The sequence below is a fragment of the Mesorhizobium silamurunense genome (genome assembly GCF_014843905.1).
GTDB classification, from domain to species: domain Bacteria; phylum Pseudomonadota; class Alphaproteobacteria; order Rhizobiales; family Rhizobiaceae; genus Mesorhizobium; species Mesorhizobium silamurunense.
This window is the reverse complement of the sequence record NZ_LPVS01000260.1, coordinates 16071-34045: the sequence shown is the minus strand read 5'-3', so window position 1 is coordinate 34045 and position 17975 is coordinate 16071. Positions and strand designations below refer to the sequence as shown.

16 protein-coding genes are annotated in these 17975 nt (G+C 65.3%); 11 read left to right on the top strand and 5 right to left on the bottom strand.

Annotated elements, in window-relative coordinates; all coding sequences use genetic code 11:
* Nucleotides 1-5: 5 nt before the first annotated feature.
* The gene (locus AU465_RS35830) at nt 6-1193 is read right to left on the bottom strand and encodes an MFS transporter (RefSeq protein ID WP_192258234.1); all 1188 of its coding nucleotides are present in this window, start codon (nt 1191-1193) and stop codon (nt 6-8) included.
* Nucleotides 1194-1314: 121 nt separating this feature from the next.
* On the opposite strand from AU465_RS35830, the gene AU465_RS35825 reads away from it, so the two are divergent.
* Complete coding sequence (locus AU465_RS35825) at nt 1315-2220, top strand: LysR family transcriptional regulator (protein WP_192258209.1); 906 nt, start codon at nt 1315-1317, stop codon at nt 2218-2220.
* Nucleotides 2221-2270: 50 nt separating this feature from the next.
* Here AU465_RS35825 and AU465_RS35820 read toward each other — a convergent pair whose 3' ends face one another.
* From AU465_RS35820 to AU465_RS35810, 3 genes are all read right to left on the bottom strand, one after another.
* Nucleotides 2271-3332 carry an aldo/keto reductase gene (locus tag AU465_RS35820; RefSeq protein ID WP_192258207.1) on the bottom strand — a complete coding sequence of 354 codons (1062 nt, stop codon included), beginning with the start codon at nt 3330-3332 and terminating at the stop codon, nt 2271-2273.
* Nucleotides 3333-3488: 156 nt separating this feature from the next.
* Nucleotides 3489-3890, bottom strand: a complete 402-nt coding sequence (locus AU465_RS35815; RefSeq protein WP_192258205.1) for a hypothetical protein — start codon at nt 3888-3890, stop codon at nt 3489-3491.
* A 160-nt stretch (nt 3891-4050) separates the two neighbouring features.
* Nucleotides 4051-4716: a YggS family pyridoxal phosphate-dependent enzyme gene (locus AU465_RS35810; RefSeq protein WP_376774946.1), complete on the bottom strand. Its 666-nt coding sequence runs from the start codon at nt 4714-4716 to the stop codon at nt 4051-4053.
* Between the two features lie 145 nt (nt 4717-4861).
* On the opposite strand from AU465_RS35810, the gene leuS reads away from it, so the two are divergent.
* Both leuS and lptE read left to right on the top strand, forming a co-directional pair.
* On the top strand, nt 4862-7489 hold the full coding sequence (gene leuS, locus AU465_RS35805; protein ID WP_192258203.1) for a leucine--tRNA ligase: 2628 nt from the start codon (nt 4862-4864) through the stop codon (nt 7487-7489).
* Complete coding sequence (lptE, locus tag AU465_RS35800) at nt 7476-8057, top strand: LPS assembly lipoprotein LptE (protein WP_192258201.1); 582 nt, start codon at nt 7476-7478, stop codon at nt 8055-8057. Before leuS ends, lptE begins: the two co-directional genes overlap by 14 nt.
* Before the next feature lie 292 nt (nt 8058-8349).
* On the opposite strand, the gene fsa is transcribed toward lptE, so the two are convergent.
* Complete coding sequence (gene fsa / locus AU465_RS35795) at nt 8350-9006, bottom strand: fructose-6-phosphate aldolase (protein ID WP_059188895.1); 657 nt, start codon at nt 9004-9006, stop codon at nt 8350-8352.
* Between the two features lie 91 nt (nt 9007-9097).
* Between fsa and AU465_RS35790 the strand changes: the two genes are divergently transcribed.
* From AU465_RS35790 to AU465_RS35755, 8 genes are all read left to right on the top strand, one after another.
* Entirely contained in the window at nt 9098-11281 is a 2184-nt protein-coding gene (locus AU465_RS35790; protein ID WP_192258199.1) for a primosomal protein N', read from the top strand.
* A 32-nt stretch (nt 11282-11313) separates the two neighbouring features.
* Complete coding sequence (locus AU465_RS35785; RefSeq protein ID WP_192258196.1) at nt 11314-12009, top strand: aspartate/glutamate racemase family protein; 696 nt, start codon at nt 11314-11316, stop codon at nt 12007-12009.
* Between the two features lie 128 nt (nt 12010-12137).
* A complete protein-coding gene (locus tag AU465_RS35780; protein ID WP_067324963.1) occupies nt 12138-12533 on the top strand; it encodes an AGROH133_08824 family phage infection protein in 396 nt (131 codons plus the stop codon).
* 246 nt (nt 12534-12779) lie between these two features.
* Nucleotides 12780-13340 carry a F0F1 ATP synthase subunit delta gene (locus AU465_RS35775; RefSeq protein ID WP_192258194.1) on the top strand — a complete coding sequence of 187 codons (561 nt, stop codon included), beginning with the start codon at nt 12780-12782 and terminating at the stop codon, nt 13338-13340.
* On the top strand, nt 13340-14869 hold the full coding sequence (gene atpA / locus AU465_RS35770; protein ID WP_192258192.1) for a F0F1 ATP synthase subunit alpha: 1530 nt from the start codon (nt 13340-13342) through the stop codon (nt 14867-14869). Before AU465_RS35775 ends, atpA begins: the two co-directional genes overlap by 1 nt.
* A gap of 29 nt (nt 14870-14898) precedes the next feature.
* On the top strand, nt 14899-15783 hold the full coding sequence (locus AU465_RS35765; protein ID WP_192258190.1) for a F0F1 ATP synthase subunit gamma: 885 nt from the start codon (nt 14899-14901) through the stop codon (nt 15781-15783).
* A gap of 75 nt (nt 15784-15858) precedes the next feature.
* The gene (gene atpD, locus AU465_RS35760) at nt 15859-17439 is read left to right on the top strand and encodes a F0F1 ATP synthase subunit beta (RefSeq protein WP_192258188.1); all 1581 of its coding nucleotides are present in this window, start codon (nt 15859-15861) and stop codon (nt 17437-17439) included.
* A gap of 109 nt (nt 17440-17548) precedes the next feature.
* Nucleotides 17549-17956: a F0F1 ATP synthase subunit epsilon gene (locus AU465_RS35755; protein ID WP_192258186.1), complete on the top strand. Its 408-nt coding sequence runs from the start codon at nt 17549-17551 to the stop codon at nt 17954-17956.
* Nucleotides 17957-17975: the final 19 nt, after the last annotated feature.

The following is a 17975-nucleotide window of genomic DNA, read 5'->3' as shown; positions in this document are numbered from 1 at the left end:
GCTGGTCAGCACTGTGCCGTGACCGGCGCGCCGATGGCGCGGCTACGCTCCAGCCGCAGCGCCAGAAGCACCACGGCGAGTGCTGCGAGCGGCACCAGGCCGGCGACAAGCGTGACGGCGCCGAGGCCCGGTCCGTGGTCGATGACGAAGCCGCCGAGCCAGGCGCCGATCGCATTGCCGAGATTGAAGGCGGCGATGTTGAAGGACGAGGCGAGGCCCTGGCCGGCGCCCTTGGCCTTCTCCAGCACCCACATCTGCAGCGGCGCGACGGTGGCGAAGGCGGCCGCGCCCAAAAGGCCGACGGCAATGATTGCCGCAATCGGCTGATGGATGGCGGCGGTCATGAGAAACAGCACGGCCGAGAGCGCGATCAGCGTGCCGATGACGGTCGGCACCAGATGGCGGTCGGCAAGGCGTCCGCCGAGAAGATTGCCGGCGACCAGCCCGCCGCCGAGGACGAGCAGGATCGGCGACACGGCGGCTTCGGAAAAGCCGCTGATGCGGGTGAGGATCGGCGCCAGATAGGTGAAGGCGGCAAAGACGCCGACCCAGCTCAGCACCGTGGTCAGCAGGCCGAGCAGCACCGACCGGCGGCCAAGCACGGCCAGCGCACCTTCGGAGCCCTCATCCCCGTCATCGACGGATGGATCGTCGCGCGGCACCAGCAGCGTGATCACGGCAAAGGCGACGACGCCGACCAGGGTGACGGCCAGGAAGGTCGAGCGCCAGCCATAGGCCTGGCCGAGCCAGGTGCCGAAGGGCACGCCGAGGATGTTGGCGACGGTGAGGCCGGTGAACATCAGCGCGATCGCTGAAGCCTTCCTGTTGGGCGCGACGAGGCTGGTGGCGACGACCGAGCCGACGCCGAAGAAGGAGGCATGGGCGAAGGCGGTGAGCACACGCGCCGACATCAGCGTCCAGTAGTCCGGCGCCAGCGCACAGGCGAGGTTGCCGACGGTGAAGACCACCATCAGGGCAAGCAGCAATGTCTTCTTCGCCAGGCGGCCGGTGAGCGCGCCAAGCAGCGGCGCGCCGACGACGACGCCCAGCGCATAGCCGGAAATGAGCAGGCCGACGGCCGAGATCGAGACGCCGAGATCGGCGCTGACATCGAGCAGCAGGCCCATGATGACGAATTCGGTGACGCCGATGCCGAAGGCGCCGGCGGTGAGGGCATAAAGAGCAAGGGGCATGGCGGTGGTCCGATCGAACATGGAGAGGCGCCCAATCCCGCACCCGACCCCGAAGATCGTGATCCGCCTAGCTGTGAACCAGCCTTGCGTCAGGCATATTTTCTGTGAAATAGATTCACGAATGGCGAGATCCGAAATCAACCGCTCCGGCGAGATCGAAGTGTTCGTCCGCGTCGTCGAGGCGGGCAGTTTTTCGGCCGCGGCGCGGGTGTTGCGCATGACGCCGTCGGCGGTGAGCAAGCTGATCGCGCGGCTCGAAGCGCGGCTCGGCGCGCGTCTCATCAGCCGCTCGACACGCCGGCTGCAACTGACGCCGGAAGGTGCCGCTTTCCATGACAGCGGCACCCGTATTCTCGCCGACCTCGACGCCGCCGAGCGCGAAGCGGCGGCGGGTGCCACGCCGCGGGGGAGGCTGAGGGTCAACGCCTATGTGCCTTTCGGCCAGCACCGGCTGATGCCGCTTTTGCCGCGCTTCCTCGAACGCTATCCGGAGATTTCGGTGGAGGCGGTGCTGACCGACAGCGTCATCGATCTGATGGAGGAGCGCGCCGACGTTGCCATCCGCGCCGGGCCGCTGCGCGAGTCGCGGCTGATGGCGCGCAAGCTCGGCCAGAGTCGGATGGTGGTGATTGCCTCGCCCGCCTATCTCGAAGCGCACGGCACGCCGCGCGAACCCGCCGATCTCGGCAGGCACAATCTGCTCGCCTTCGGCTTTGCCCGGCATATCGATGGCCTACCTTTCATCGACGCGGATGGCGCGCCGATCGTCGTCGCGATCGCCGGCAACGCGATGGTCAGCGACGGCGAGGCGATGCGGCTGACGGCTTTGGCGGGAGCGGGTGTCGCGCGCTTGGCGCGCTGGCATGTCGCGCCCGACATTGCTGCCGGGCGGCTTGTGCCGCTGCTGGAAGAGTTCAACCCGGGCGACGAGGAACCGACGCACGCCGTCTATGTCGGCCAAGGCAAGCATCTGCCGGCCAGGGTGCGCGCCTTTCTTGATTTTCTTGCCGAGACAGTCCGGCTCTGAGCGAATGGAGTCGCGCGCCCCGAAGGACACGCGGCTTTCGAGATGCCAGATCAGGTGGAAAGATTATGCTTCGGCACGAAGGGCGCCGGACGCCGGCCGGCGCCTTGCCGTTCCAGCATCCAGCCGGGATATTCGGTGGGCAGCGCGCTCACCTCATCCAGTCTGGTGAGATCGTCGGTGTCGAGCTTCAGCCCGGTGGCGGCAAGGTTCTGTTCGAGCTGATCCATGCGGCTGGCGCCGATGATGACGCTCATCACGAAGGGCTTGGCCAGCACATAGCCCAGCGCCACCGTGGCGATGCCGACGCCGTGCTTTTTGGCTATCTCGCGCATGACGGCGACCGCCGCCCAGGCGCGGTCCTCGTTGACCGGCGGGAAGTTGAAGGAAGCGCGGCGGCCCTCCCCATTGCCCGGCGCACCCGGGCCGTATTTGCCCGAGAGCAGCCCGCCCGCCATCGGCGACCAGACCATGAGGCCGAGCTTTTCCTCGTTGAGCAGCGGCACGATCTCGCGTTCGAGATCGCGGCCGGCGATCGAGTAATAGGATTGCACCGTCTCGAAGCGGGCATAGTCCTTGCGTTCGGCGATGCCGAGGGCCTTGGCGATGCGCCAGGCCTGCCAGTTGGAGACGCCGACGTAACGCACCTTGCCGCTGGCGACGAGGTCGTCGAGCGCCCGCAGCGTCTCGTCGATCGGCGCCACCGGATCGGTGCCGTGCAGCTGGTAGAGATCGATATGGTCGGTCTGCAGCCGCTCGAGGCTGCCGTCGATCGAATCCATGATATGGCCGCGCGAGGAGCCGCGCTGGTTGGGGCCTTCGCCCATGACGCCGTGCACCTTGGTGGCGATGACGACGTCCGAACGCTTGACGCCCAGATCCTTCAACGACTGACCGAGCAGCCGCTCGGACTGGCCGAAGGAATAGACGTCCGCGGTGTCGAAGAAATTGACGCCGGCGGCGATCGAGCGGCCGACGATCTCGTTGACGCCTTTCTGGTCGAGGCTGGCGATGAGGCCCCATTGGGCATTCTCGCCGGCGGCGCCGAAGGTCATGGTGCCGAGGCAGAGCTCGGAGACGAACAGACCGGTATTGCCAAGCTGGTTGTAGCGCATGGTGAAATTTCCCGAGAGAAGGATTGAACGACACGTTTGTCTGAATGACATGGGGGAAATAGGAACGGGCCGTTTCGTTTCAAGCGACGGCGCAGCGAATTCGCCCGCTGGCAGGGTGGGTAACGAGATCGTGACCAAGCGTCTGCCTAGGATTGCTCAGCTTTCCACTAGGGCGAGGATCGCGAATGCCGTCATGCCGAATGCGACGGCGGCAAGCGGCAGGAGAATTTCGATCGTCGCGGTGCTGGATTTCACCGGATGCTCGCCGGTGTCGAACTCGCCTGCGATCCAGTCAGGAAAAGCTTTGGCCTTGCCGGGGCGGCCGATCCGGTGATGGCGCCAGACGTGACCGGCGATGGCCGGCAGCGCCACCGCCATCACGATGAAGCCTGTGACGACGGAAAGCAGATATTCGTCATAGCCGCCGGCGAAGCCGATCCAGGCCGACAGCGCGTAGCAGGCAGCAAGCCCCACCATGGCGAAGTAGACCCATCGATGCAGTCCGCGGGAGACTTGCCGGTCCTGTGTGATTTCCCGGTCGTCGCGTGTGACGGTCATCGGAGCCTCCTTTGACTTGAAAGGAGCCACGCGCTCGTTCCTTCACCCGCACCTAGTGAGGTGATCCAGCGCGACAATGCGGTGGTATGACGCGCCTGCTTTCATCATTGGTTTTCACGATAGCGGAAGGAAAACCGCTGCGCACTTTTCCCGGGGCTGCCTAGGCCCGGCTGCCGAAGATCGCCGAGCCGACCCTGACGCTGGTGGCGCCGAAGGCGATCGCGGTCTCGTAGTCGCCGGACATGCCCATCGAGAGCTTTGCGACGCCGGCCTCGCGGGCGATCTTTTCCAAAAGCGCGAAATGCGGGCCGGGATTCTCGTCCGCCGGCGGAATGCACATCAGGCCTTCGATGGCGAGGCCGTGCACCTCGCGGCAACGCTTGACGAAGGCGACGGCCTCGCGCGGCTCGATGCCTGCCTTTTGCGGCTCGGAGCCGGTGTTGACCTGGACATAGAGTTTTGGCGCTCGGCCTTGCCTGGCGGTCTCGTTGGCAAGCTCGGCGGCGATCTTCTCGCGGTCGACCGTCTCGATGACGTCGAAAAGCGCCACCGCTTCCTTCGCCTTGTTGGACTGCAGCGGACCGATCAGATGCAATTCGATGTCGGGAAATGCTTCTCTCAATGCCGGCCATTTCCCTTGGGCTTCCTGCACGCGGTTCTCGCCGAAAACGCGCTGGCCGGCCTCGATCACAGGGCGAATGTCTTCGGCCGCAAAGGTCTTCGACACCGCGACCAGCGTGACGGCACCGGGGTCGCGCTTGGCCTCGCCCTCGGCATTCGCGATCTTCGCCTTGACCGCGAGAAGCTGTTCGACGGCACTCGTCACGCCCATATCCTGCCTATAGTTTAGCGCCAACGCCGGATCGCCACAGTTGACGGGTCCGGCAATCCATGGTGAACACCGCGACGACATTTCTCGGCCGCCGGCCTTGTCCGGTGCCGTGCACCCGCTTTTAAGTGAAAAACATCCGATGGCAACCGAACGATACAATCCGCGCACGTCAGAGCCCAAATGGCAGAAGGCCTGGGCCGAAAAGAAGCTGTTCGAGGCCAGGAACGACGACCCGAAGCCGAAATACTACGTGCTTGAGATGTTCCCCTATCCGTCGGGGAAGATCCATATCGGCCACACCCGCAACTATACGATGGGTGACGTGGTGGCGCGCTACAAGCGGGCCAAGGGTTTTAACGTTCTGCATCCGATGGGCTGGGACGCCTTCGGCATGCCGGCCGAGAACGCGGCGATGCAGAACAAGGTCCATCCCAAGGACTGGACCTATGAGAACATCGCCGTCATGCGCGAGCAGCTCAAGATGATGGGCCTGTCGCTCGACTGGGCACGCGAGTTCGCGACCTGCGACGTCGACTACTACCACCGCCAGCAGATGCTGTTCCTCGACTTCGTCGAGAAGGGGCTGGTGACGCGCAAATCCTCCAAGGTCAACTGGGACCCGGAGGACATGACGGTGCTCGCCAACGAGCAGGTCATCGACGGCCGCGGCTGGCGCTCGGGCGCGCTGGTCGAGCAGCGCGAGCTGACGCAGTGGTTCTTCAAGATTACCGATTTCGCGCAGGACCTCTTGGAGTCGCTCAACCTGCTCGAGGAATGGCCGGAAAAGGTCAAGCTGATGCAGCACAACTGGATCGGCCGCTCGGATGGGCTGCTGATCCGCTGGCCGCTGGCCGCACCGGTCGGCGAGATGCACGAGCTGGAGGTCTACACGACCAGGCCGGACACCATCTTCGGCGCTTCCTTCATGGCGGTCGCCGCCGATCACCCGCTGGCCAGGAAGGCCGCCGAAAACAATCCGGCGCTGGCCAAGTTCATCGACGAGGTCCGCCATATGGGCACCTCGGTGGCCGCGCTCGAGACGGCCGAGAAAAAGGGCTTCGACACCGGCATCCGCGTCGTCCATCCGTTCGACGACAGCTGGACGCTGCCGGTCTATGTCGCCAATTTCGTGCTGATGGAATACGGCACCGGGGCCATCTTCGGCTGCCCGTCCGGCGACCAGCGCGACCTCGACTTCGCCAACAAATACGGCCTGCCGGTTATCCCGGTGGTGATGCCGGAGGGCGAAAATCAAGGAAGCTTCCAGATCATCGAGGAGGCTTATGACGGCGAGGGCGTGATGATCAATTCGCGCTTCCTCGACGGCATGAAGCCCGAGCAGGCCTTCGACGAAGTGGCAAAGCTGCTCGAACAGAAGACGATCGGCGGGCGGCCGATGGCGGAGCGCAAGGTGAATTTCCGCCTGCGCGACTGGGGCATTTCGCGCCAGCGCTATTGGGGCTGCCCGATCCCCATGATCCACTGCGAAGCTTGCGGCGTGGTGCCTGTGCCGAAGGCCGCCCTGCCGGTCAGGCTGCCCGACGACATCGAGTTCGACCGTCCCGGCAATCCGCTCGACCGCCACCCGACCTGGCGGCATGTGAAGTGCCCGCAATGCGGCCGCGACGCGCGGCGCGAGACCGACACGATGGACACCTTCGTCGATTCGTCTTGGTATTTCGCGCGCTTCACGGCGCCCTGGGCCAACGAGCCGACCGAGCCGAAGGCGGCCGACGAATGGCTGGCGGTCGACCAGTATATCGGCGGCATCGAGCACGCGATCCTGCATCTGCTCTATTCGCGCTTCTTTACCCGCGCCATGCGCGAGACCGGTCATCTCAATCTCGCCGAGCCGTTCAAGGGCCTGTTCACGCAAGGCATGGTCGTGCACGAGACCTACCGCGTCGGCGGCCCGTCGACCAACGGGCGCTGGCTGTCGCCGGGCGAGGTCAGGATCGAGGATGTGGGCGGCAAGCGCCGCGCCATCGAGATCGCGACCGGCGAGGAGGCGTCGATCGGCGCGCTCGAGAAGATGTCGAAGTCGAAGAAGAACACGGTGAGCCCGGAAGAGATCACCGACGGCTACGGCGCCGACACCGCGCGCTGGTTCATGCTGTCGGATTCGCCGCCCGAGCGCGACGTCGAATGGACCGACGAGGGCGCGGCCGGCGCGCACCGCTTCGTCCAGCGCGTCTGGCGCCTGGTGCAGATCGCGGCCGAATCGCTCATTGATGTGAAGCCAGCGGCGGCGAAGGATGGCGAGGCGGGCGCCGTTTCCAAGGCTGCGCACAAGATCCTGAAGGCGATCGGCGAGGACATCGAGAAGCTCGGCTTCAACCGGGCGATCGCGCGCATCTACGAGCTTGCCAACGCGCTGGCCACGCCGCTCAACGACGTCGCCGAAGGCAAGGCCGACGCGGCCCTGAAAAGCGCCTGCCGCGAGGCCGTGGAGATCCTGGTGCAGGTGATCGCGCCGGTGATGCCGCATCTGGCCGAGGAATGCTGGGAGGCGCTGGGCGGCACCGACATGGTCGCTGAACGACCGTGGCCGGTCTACGATCCGGGTCTCGTCGTCGACAACGAGATCGTGCTGCCTGTGCAGGTCAACGGCAAGAAGCGCGGGGATTTGACAATTGCCCGCGACGCGGATCAAGGTGCCGTCGAAAAAGCGGTGCTGGCTCTCGACTTCGTGCAAAAAGCGCTCGATGGTAAGGCCCCGCGCAAGGTGATCATCGTCCCGCAGAGGATCGTCAATGTCGTTGCCTGATCCGGAAAAGTCACAGGCGGCGCATTCGCTGCGCCGCGCGGCTCTCTGCGGCCTGGTCGCCTCGCTAGCCTTGGTCTCGGCCTGCACGGTGCGGCCGCTCTATTCCAGCGCGCCGCTCACCGTCGGCTCGCAGGTCGGCGCCGCCGCCGAGCTGGCATCGATCTCGATCAAGCCGGTCGGCACGCGCTACGGCCAGCAGGTGCGCAACAATCTGATCTTCGCTTTCGGCCAGGGCTCGGGCGAGCCGGCATCGCCTGCCTATACGCTCGACCTCGGCGTCACCGAGCTGATCGAGTCGGCGGCCATCGTTCAGGTGCAGACCGAAGAGGACGAGCCGACGGCGGGCACCGTGACGCTCACCGCCAATTATGTGCTCAGGGATACCGCAACCGGCACGGTGGTCGCGGTCGGCAAACGCTCGATCCCGTCGTCCTTCGACCGGCCGCGCCAGGAGTTCGCGGCCTACCGGGCGCAGATCGACGCCGAGAACCGCGCCGCCCGCGAGCTCGCCGATCTGCTCAGGCTGGCGATCGCCCAGGACTTGGCCAAGCACGGCAAGAAGGCCTGAGAGCCCGTTTGGAAACTCTACTCCTACGGCCATCTGAAGGTGTTTTCTGCGCTTCCGGCCTTCGCCGGCCGAAGCATTTGTGAATGGCGTGGTAGCTAAATTAAGGCTATGGCCGGCGTAGGCCGGTGCTCAGGTACTTTAAGTACGCTCCGCTCCGGTTCTCGAAAATCGCCATTTTCGGCTCGGCCTGACCTGAATCTCAAGCACACCTTCGCACACCGCTTGTATCTACAAAAAAGGCCGGTCGCCCGGCCTCTTTTATTCGCGATGCCCAGGCATCAATGCCCAGGCATCAGCCGATCTTCTGGCCGGTTTTGGCCCAGTCGGCGAGGAAGGCGGCGAGGCCCTTGTCGGTGAGCGGATGATTGACCAGCGCCTTCAGCGTCGCAGGCGGCGCCGTCACGATATCGGCGCCGATCAAGGCCGCCTGCTTGACGTGGTTCACCGTGCGCACCGAAGCCGTCAGGATCTCGGTCTTGAAATCGTAATTGTCGTAGATGGTGCGGATTTCCGAGATCAGCTCCATGCCGTCCGAGCCGGTGTCGTCGATGCGGCCGACAAAAGGCGAGATGAAGGAGGCGCCGGCCTTGGCGGCGAGCAGTGCCTGGTTGGCCGAGAAGCAGAGGGTGACGTTGACCATGCGGTTCATCTCGGTGCGGATCGTCTTGCAGGCCTTCAGCCCATCCAGAGTCAGCGGCACCTTGATGGCGACATTGGGCGCGATCTTGGCCAAAACTTCGGCCTCGGCCATCATGTCCTTGAACTCGGTGGCCACGACCTCGGCCGAGACCGGGCCTTCGACGATATCGCAGATCTGCTTGGTCACCTCGGAGATCTTGCCGCCCGATTTCAGGATCAACGACGGGTTGGTGGTGACGCCATCGAGCAGCCCCAGGTCGTTCAGTTCCTTGATCTCCTTGATGTCGGCGGTGTCGACAAAAAACTTCATGGCGGTCTCCTTGGGAATTTCCTGGTGCCGGTCCGGCACGTTCGAGGGTCACTCTTTGATCTAGAGCAAAGTCGGGGCAAGGTCACGCCTGATGATGGAAGATTCGCCCCTTGTCGCGGCCGCACCGGTGCTGGTGCCGATGCCGGCCGAACGGCCCTACACCTATGCCGTACCGCCGGGCATGCGCGTGGTGCCGGGCTCGATCGTGCGGGTGCCGCTCGGACCCAGGCAGGTCGCAGGGATCGTCTGGGACGGCGTCGTCGAAACTGTCGATCCGAAGAAGCTGCGGCCGATCGAGGAGGTCTTCGATTGCCCGCCGATCGATAAGGCGATGCGCCGCTTTGTCGACTGGATCGCGCAATACACGCTGTCGGCCCCTGGCATGGTGGCGCGCATGCTGCTGAGGGCGCCGGAAGCCTTCGACCCGGAGCCCTGGATCGAAGGGTTGCAGCGTACCCTCGCGGAGCCCGACCGACTGACCGACGCGCGGCGGCGCGTGCTGGAAACGGCCGAGGGCGGGTTGGCCTGGACGCGCTCCGGGCTGGCGCATGCGGCGGGCGTGTCCTCGACCGTCATCGACGGCTTGAGGGCGCAAGGCGTGTTCGAGACGGTGATGATTCCGCCACGGCCCGTGGTGGCGGCGCCCGATCCCGGTCATGCCGTGCCAGAACTGATGCCGGACCAGAAGGCGGCCGCCGAAAAACTGCGCGCCGCCATCGCAGCCGACGTGTTCAACGTCACCCTGCTCGACGGCGTCACCGGATCGGGCAAAACGGAAGTCTACTTCGAGGCGGTGGCAGCGGCGCTCGAGAACGGAAAGCAGGTGCTGATCCTGCTGCCGGAAATCGCGCTGACGCATGCCTTCCTCGAACGCTTCCAGGACCGCTTCGGCGCCAAGCCGGCGGAGTGGCATTCGGACCTGCCGCCCAGGATGCGCGAACGCGTCTGGCGGCAGGTGGCGGAGGGCGGCGTGCGCGTCGTCGCCGGCGCGCGCTCGGCGCTGTTCCTGCCGTTCAAGGAACTCGGCCTGATCGTCGTCGACGAGGAGCACGACCCGGCCTACAAGCAGGAGGACCGCGTCTTCTACAATGCGCGCGACATGGCGGTGGTGCGCGGCCATATCGGCGGCTTTCCGGTCGTGCTCGCCTCGGCGACGCCGTCGGTCGAGAGCCGGGTCAACGCCAGCCAGGGTCGCTACGACAGGGCCGTGCTCTCGTCGCGCTTCGCCGAGGCGGCACTTCCAGACTTGAAATCGATCGATATGCGGCGCGCGCCACCGGCGCGCGGCGGCTTCCTGTCGCCGATCCTGTTGGAGCAGATGCAGCGCACGCTGGAGAGACAAGAGCAGTCGCTGCTCTTCCTCAACCGGCGCGGCTATGCGCCGCTGACGCTCTGCCGCGTCTGCGGCCATCGCTTCGGCTGCCCGGTCTGCTCGGCCTGGCTGGTCGAGCACCGCTTTCGCGGCCAGCTTGTCTGCCATCACTGCGGCCACAATGAGCGGCGGCCGGAGGCCTGCCCGGAATGCGGCACGCTCGATCATCTGGTCGCGTGCGGGCCGGGTGTCGAGCGCATCGCCGAGGAGGTGGTGGCGCAGTTCCCTGAGGCGCGAACCATCGTGCTGTCGTCCGACCTTCTGGGCGGCGTGCGCCGGCTGAGGCTCGAACTGGAAGCCGTCGCCAATGGCGAGGCCGATATCGTCATCGGCACGCAGCTCGTCGCCAAGGGTCACAATTTTCCCGGCATGACGCTGGTCGGCGTGGTCGATGCCGATCTCGGTCTCGCCAACGGCGACCCGCGCGCCGCCGAGCGCACCTTCCAGCTGCTCAGCCAGGTGACGGGCCGCGCCGGCCGCACCGGCAAGAAAAGCCTCGGCCTGCTGCAGACCTACCAGCCGGACCATCCGGTGATGCGGGCGATCGTCTCCGGTGATTCGGAAGCCTTTTATGAGCGCGAGATCGCCGAGCGCGAGCGGGCGGCATTGCCACCTTTCGGCCGGCTCGCCGGCATCATCGTCAGTGCCGCGACTCGGGGCGAGGCTGAAGGCCATGCGCGGGGCCTGCGTCGTGCGGCTCCACAGGCTTCCGATCTCTTCGTGCTCGGACCGGCCGAAGCGCCGCTGTCGCTGATCGGCGGCCGCCACCGCTTTCGCTTGTTGGTGCAAGGCGAGAGGCGCGCCGACATGCAGGGTTTTATCCGGGCTGTGCTGGCCGATGGGCCAAAACTGCGCGGCTCGGTGCGCGTACAGGTCGACATCGACCCGCAGAGCTTTCTGTGAGACACCTCTTCGAGGCTGGAGCATTCGTATATATGAAAACCCTGGGCCTTATCGGCGGCATGAGTTGGGAATCGACGGTGATCTATTACCGCCTGCTCAACGAGATCGTGCGCGAGCGGCTGGGCGGCCTGCATTCGGCCAAGCTGCTCCTGTGGTCGTTCGATTTCGCGGAGATCGCAGAGCGACAGCATGCGGGCGACTGGGAAGGCGCCGGCGCTCTTCTTGTGGAAGCCGCACGCGGATTGGAGGCGGCCGGTGCGGAAGGCCTGGTGATCTGCACCAACACCATGCACAAGCTGGCTGACGAGGTGCAGGCGGCGGTGTCGATCCCGCTCATCCACATCGCCGACGCCACGGCGCGCGCCGTCGTGGAAGCGGGCGTGCGGCGTCCGGCGCTACTGGCGACGCGCTTCACTATGGAGCAGGATTTCTACAAGGGCAGGCTCGCCGACAAATACGAGCTGCAGCCGGTGGTGCCCGATCAGGCCGGCCGCGACATGGTGCATAGGGTGATCTACGACGAGCTCTGCCAAGGCGTCGTCAACGGCGATTCGAAAGCCGCCTATGTCGAGGAGGTCGGCCGCATGCGGCGCGACGAAAAGATCGACGGCCTCATCATGGGCTGTACCGAGATCACGATGCTCATCGGTCAGGACGATTTCGATATCCCGGTGTTCGATACCACGCGCATTCATGCCGAGGCCGCGATCGACTTCGCACTATCCTGATTGGGCGCTATCCCGATTGGGCGCTCATCCTGATGCGCGATTCCTAAAGTGCCGGCCGCCATCTGGCGCGCGGTTTTTCCTCAGCTAGAATGTCGGCAATTCCAAACAAGAATTTACGAGGGGGAAAGATGGAATTCGCGTTTCCTTGGCCGGCGAGCCAGGGTGAGTGGCTGGCATGGTCGAGCGCTGTCGTCACCTTGCTCATCGGCCTCGTGCTGTTCCTGGCGCCGAACCTCGCCTTCCGCATTCTGCGCCTGCAGGCGAAGCCGGAGAAGGCTGCAGCGATCGCCGAAGGGCGCGGCCGCATGTCGGGCTTCTATCTCGGCGTCAGCCTCTGCTGCATCCTGTTGGCGCAGCCGCTGCTTTACATGGCGCTCGGCTTCTCCTGGCTGTTCACCGCTTTCGGCCGGCTCTTGTCGATGATGTCGGACGGCGCCAACACCCCTTTCAACTGGGCCTCCATCGTGGTTGAACTGGCGCTGGCGGCGCTGCCGCTGGCCTTCGCCTTCGGCTTCGTGCCGTGAATTCGCGACTAATCCGGCGCTTGAGCTTGGCCTTCGCAGCCTGATGCGACAAAAGTGCCTGAAACCATGCCGGACGATGCATTGCGGTCTTAAAAGGCCTGTGCTAGACGGCAATCGACTTTCGGCCGGGGATAGCGGAAGCCGCGCCTCCGTGCTTGGAAAAATCGCAGTAAGGTCAAAGATTTAGCCAGAGTTTTTGCTCGCGCCAACAATCTGCGGCCTGTCATACAAGAGAAAAGACGGTCCGTGGCCCAATCGTCATCGCCAATCTCAGCTGTCGCAGAACGCTATGCAAGCTCGCTGTTCGAGCTCGCGCTGCAGGAAAATTCGGTCGCCAAGGTCGAGGCCGACCTCAACGATTTCGAGACGATGCTCAACGGCAGCGCCGACCTTGCCCGGCTGGTCAACAGCCCGGTGTTCTCCAGCGAGGATCAGGCGAAGGCAATCGCCGCGATCGCCGACAAGGCCAAGATTACCGGTCTCGTCGGCAACTTCCTGCGCGTCGTCGCCCGCAACCGCCGCCTGTTCGCCGTGCCCGGCATGATCAAGGCGTTCCGCCAGATCGCCGCCGACCATCGCGGCGAGGCGTCCGCCGAGGTCACCTCGGCGCATGCGCTGACGGTCGCGCAGCAGACCGAGCTCAAGGCGGCCCTGAAGAGCCTCGCCGGCAAGGACGTGGCCATCGCCGTGACGGTCGACCCGTCGCTGCTCGGCGGGCTGATCGTCAAGATGGGCTCGCGCCAGATCGATACGTCGCTTAAAACCAAACTCAATTCGCTCAAGCTTGCACTGAAAGAGGTCGGCTGATGGACATCCGCGCCGCGGAAATTTCCGCAATTCTGAAAGACCAGATCAAGAATTTCGGCAAGGAGGCCGAGGTCTCCGAAGTCGGTCAGGTTCTGTCCGTCGGTGACGGCATCGCCCGCGTCTACGGCCTCGACAATGTCCAGGCCGGCGAGATGGTCGAATTCCCGGGCGGCATCCGCGGCATGGCGCTGAACCTCGAAGCCGACAATGTCGGCGTCGTCATCTTCGGCAACGACCGCGACATCAAGGAAGGCGATACCGTCAAGCGCACCGGCGCCATCGTTGACGTTCCTGTCGGTCCCGGCCTGCTCGGCCGCGTGGTCGACGCGCTCGGCAATCCGATCGACGGCAAGGGCCCGATCAAGGCGACCGAACGCAAGCGCGTCGACGTCAAGGCGCCCGGCATCATTCCGCGCAAGTCGGTGCATGAGCCGATGTCGACCGGCCTCAAGGCCATCGACGCGCTGATCCCGGTCGGCCGCGGCCAGCGCGAGCTGGTCATCGGCGACCGCCAGACCGGCAAGACCGCCATCATCCTCGACACGATGCTGAACCAGAAATCGGTGCACGACAACGGCCCGGAGAAGGAGAAGCTCTACTGCGTCTATGTCGCCGTCGGCCAGAAGCGCTCGACCGTCGCGCAGTTCGTCAAGGTGCTGGAGGAGCGCGGCGCGCTCGACTACTCCATCATCATCGCCGCCACCGCGTCCGACCCGGCGCCGATGCAGTTCCTGGCGCCGTTCGCCGGCTGCACGATGGGCGAATATTTCCGCGACAACGGCATGCATGCGCTGATCAGCTATGACGATCTGTCGAAGCAGGCCGTCGCCTATCGCCAGATGTCGCTGCTGCTGCGCCGCCCGCCGGGCCGCGAGGCCTATCCGGGCGACGTCTTCTACCTGCACTCGCGCCTGCTCGAGCGCGCCGCCAAGCTCAACGACGACAACGGCAACGGCTCGCTGACCGCGCTGCCGATCATCGAGACGCAGGCCAACGACGTGTCGGCCTACATTCCTACCAACGTGATCTCGATCACCGACGGCCAGATATTCCTCGAAACCAACCTCTTCTTCCAGGGCATCCGCCCGGCGGTGAACGTCGGCCTTTCGGTGTCGCGCGTCGGCTCCTCGGCGCAGATCAAGGCGATGAAGCAGGTCGCCGGCTCGATCAAGGGCGAGCTCGCGCAATACCGCGAAATGGCGGCCTTCGCGCAGTTCGGCTCCGACCTCGATGCGGCCACGCAGCGCCTGCTCAATCGCGGCTCGCGCCTGACCGAGCTGTTGAAGCAGCCGCAGTTCTCGCCCCTCAAGGTCGAGGAGCAAGTCGCGGTGATCTTCGCCGGCGTCAACGGCTATCTCGACAAGCTGGCGCTCAACCAGGTCGGCAAGTTCGAGCATGGCCTGCTCAGCCACATGCGCTCGGCCGGCAAGGACGTGCTCGACGGCATCCGCAAGGAGAAGGCGCTGTCGGACGACCTGCGCGCCAATCTCAAGGCCGAGATCGACGCCTTCGCCAAGACCTTCGCTTGAACGAAGCCGGACGGGATCGGGTTTGAAGCATGGCTTCGTTAAAAGACCTTCGTAACCGCATCGCCTCGGTCAAGGCGACGCAGAAGATCACCAAGGCGATGCAGATGGTCGCCGCGGCGAAGCTGCGTCGTGCGCAGGAAGCGGCGGAAGCCGCCAGGCCCTATTCCGAGCGGATGGGCGTGGTGCTGGCCAATATCACCCAGGCAGTCGGCGGCGGCGGCGATGCCCCGGCGCTGATGACCGGCACCGGCAGGGACGACGTGCAGCTGCTCATCATCTGCACTGCCGAGCGCGGCCTGTGCGGCGGCTTCAACTCGCAGATCGCGCGCCTTGCCCGCGACCACATCCGCAGGCTTCTCGCCGACGGCAAGCAGGTCAAGATCATCTGCGTCGGCAAGAAGGGTTTTGACATCCTGCGCCGCGACTATGCCTCGCTGATCCTCGAACGTGTCGACCTGCGCGAGGTCAAGACGCTGGGCTTCGTCAACGCCGACGCGATCGCGCGCAAGGTCATCAACCTGTTCAACCAGGGCGGCTTCGACGTCTGCACGCTGTTCTATTCGCAGTTCAAGTCGGTGATCAGCCAGATCCCGACGGCGCAGCAGATCATCCCGGCGGCCCAGGCTTCGACTGCTGCCGAAACCAGCAACGGCGCCACCGCCGTCTACGAATACGAGCCGGAGCCGGGCGAAATCCTCTCCGACCTCATCCCGCGCAACATCGCGGTGCAGGTCTTCCGGGCGCTGCTGGAGAACGCGGCCGGCGAGATGGGCGCCAAGATGAGCGCCATGGACAACGCGACGCGCAACGCCGGCGACATGATCAACAAGCTGTCGATCACCTACAACCGCCAGCGGCAGGCGCAGATCACCAAGGAACTGATCGAAATCATTTCGGGCGCCGAGGCGCTCTAGGCGCGCCCCGCCGCCGAGGCCATCGACCTCGCGGCGGACGGCGTGAGCAACAGATAGACGAAAAGGGCAAAGACGATGGCGAAAGCAGCTACCCCGAAGACCGCCGCCAAGGCGGCACCGGCCCCCAAGGCGGCAAAGGCTCCGGCAGCCGCCGCGAAGGCCGCTCCGGCCAAGAAGGCGGCCGCTCCGGCCAAGGCAGCGGCTCCGGCCAAGGCGGCCAGCGTTGCGGCGAAGCGGGTCGGCGCCGCCGGCAAGGTCCGCCAGGTCATCGGCGCCGTCGTCGACGTGCAGTTCGAAGACCACCTGCCGGCCATTCTCAATGCGCTGGAAACTCAGAACGTCGGCAACCGCCTTGTGCTCGAGGTCGCCCAGCATCTCGGCGAGAACACCGTGCGCTGCATCGCCATGGACTCGACCGAGGGTCTCGTCCGCGGCCAGGACGTCTTCGACACCGGCGCGCCGATCTCGGTGCCGGTCGGTCCGGGTCTGCTCGGCCGCATCATCAACGTCATCGGCGAGCCGGTCGACGAGGAAGGCCCGGTCGACGGCATCGAGCAGCGCGCCATCCACCAACCGGCTCCGGCCTATGTCGACCAGTCGACCGAAGCGCAGATCCTGGTCACCGGCATCAAGGTTCTCGACCTGCTGGCGCCTTACGCCCGCGGCGGCAAGATCGGCCTGTTCGGCGGCGCCGGCGTCGGCAAGACCGTGCTGATCCAGGAACTGATCAACAACGTCGCCAAGGCCCACGGCGGCTTCTCGGTGTTCGCCGGCGTCGGCGAGCGTACCCGCGAAGGCAACGATCTCTATCACGAGTTCATCGAGTCGGGCGTCAACAAGAAGGGCGGCGGCGCCGGCTCCAAGGCCGCGCTCGTCTACGGTCAGATGAACGAGCCGCCGGGCGCGCGCGCCCGCGTCGGCCTGACCGGCCTCACGGTCGCCGAGTATTTCCGCGACCAGGGCCAGGACGTGCTGTTCTTCGTCGACAACATCTTCCGCTTCACGCAGGCGGGCTCGGAAGTGTCGGCGCTGCTCGGCCGCATCCCCTCCGCCGTGGGCTACCAGCCGACGCTGGCCACCGACATGGGCGCGCTGCAGGAGCGCATCACGACGACGACCAAGGGCTCGATCACCTCGGTGCAGGCCATCTACGTTCCGGCCGACGACCTGACCGACCCGGCGCCGGCGACCTCCTTCGCCCACCTCGACGCCACGACCGTGCTCAACCGCGCGATCTCGGAAAAGGGCATCTACCCGGCCGTCGATCCGCTGGACTCGACCTCGCGCATGCTCGACCCGATGGTCGTCGGCGAGGAGCACTACCAGGTCGCCCGCCAGGTGCAGTCGATCCTGCAGCGCTACAAGTCGCTGCAGGACATCATCGCCATCCTTGGCATGGACGAGCTGTCGGAAGAGGACAAGCAGACGGTCGCCCGCGCCCGCAAGATCGAGCGCTTCCTGTCGCAGCCGTTCTTCGTCGCCGAAGTGTTCACCGGCTCGCCGGGCAAACTGGTCGATCTCGCCGACACCATCAAGGGCTTCAAGGGCCTCTGCGCCGGCGACTACGACCACCTGCCGGAAGCCGCCTTCTATATGGTCGGCGGCATCGAGGAGGCGGTCGAGAAGGCGCAGCGCCTGGCGGCTGAAGCGGCTTAATCACGGGAATAGGGAGTAGGGAGTAGTGAGTAGAGAATAGCAAGTGTGGCTTGGGCTTTAATAACTCGTCACTACTGACTACTCACTATTCCCTACTCACTAAATTCGCATGGCTGAAGCTTTCAAGTTCGAACTGGTCTCGCCGGAACGGCTGCTCGTCTCCGAGCAGGTCGAGTCGGTCGTCATCCCGGGCGCCGAGGGCGAGATGACCGTGCTGGCGCAGCACGCTCCGGTCATGACCATGATCAAGCCCGGCGTCGTCACGGTGAAGACCGCGGCCGGTGCGGAAGCGCGCTACGTCGTGTTCGGCGGCTTCGCCGACATCCTGCCTTCGGGCTGCACGCTGCTGGCCGAATCGGCGGTGGCCGTCGGCGATATCGACCGCGCCGATCTCGCCCGCCGCATCCAGGAGGCCAGGGAAGACGCGGCCGACGCCAAGGACGACGAGAGCCGCGCCAAGGCTGAGCAGTTCCTCAGCCAGCTCACCACGCTGGAAGGCGCGCTGCTGCCGGCCTGACGACGGCTTCTAACAATGG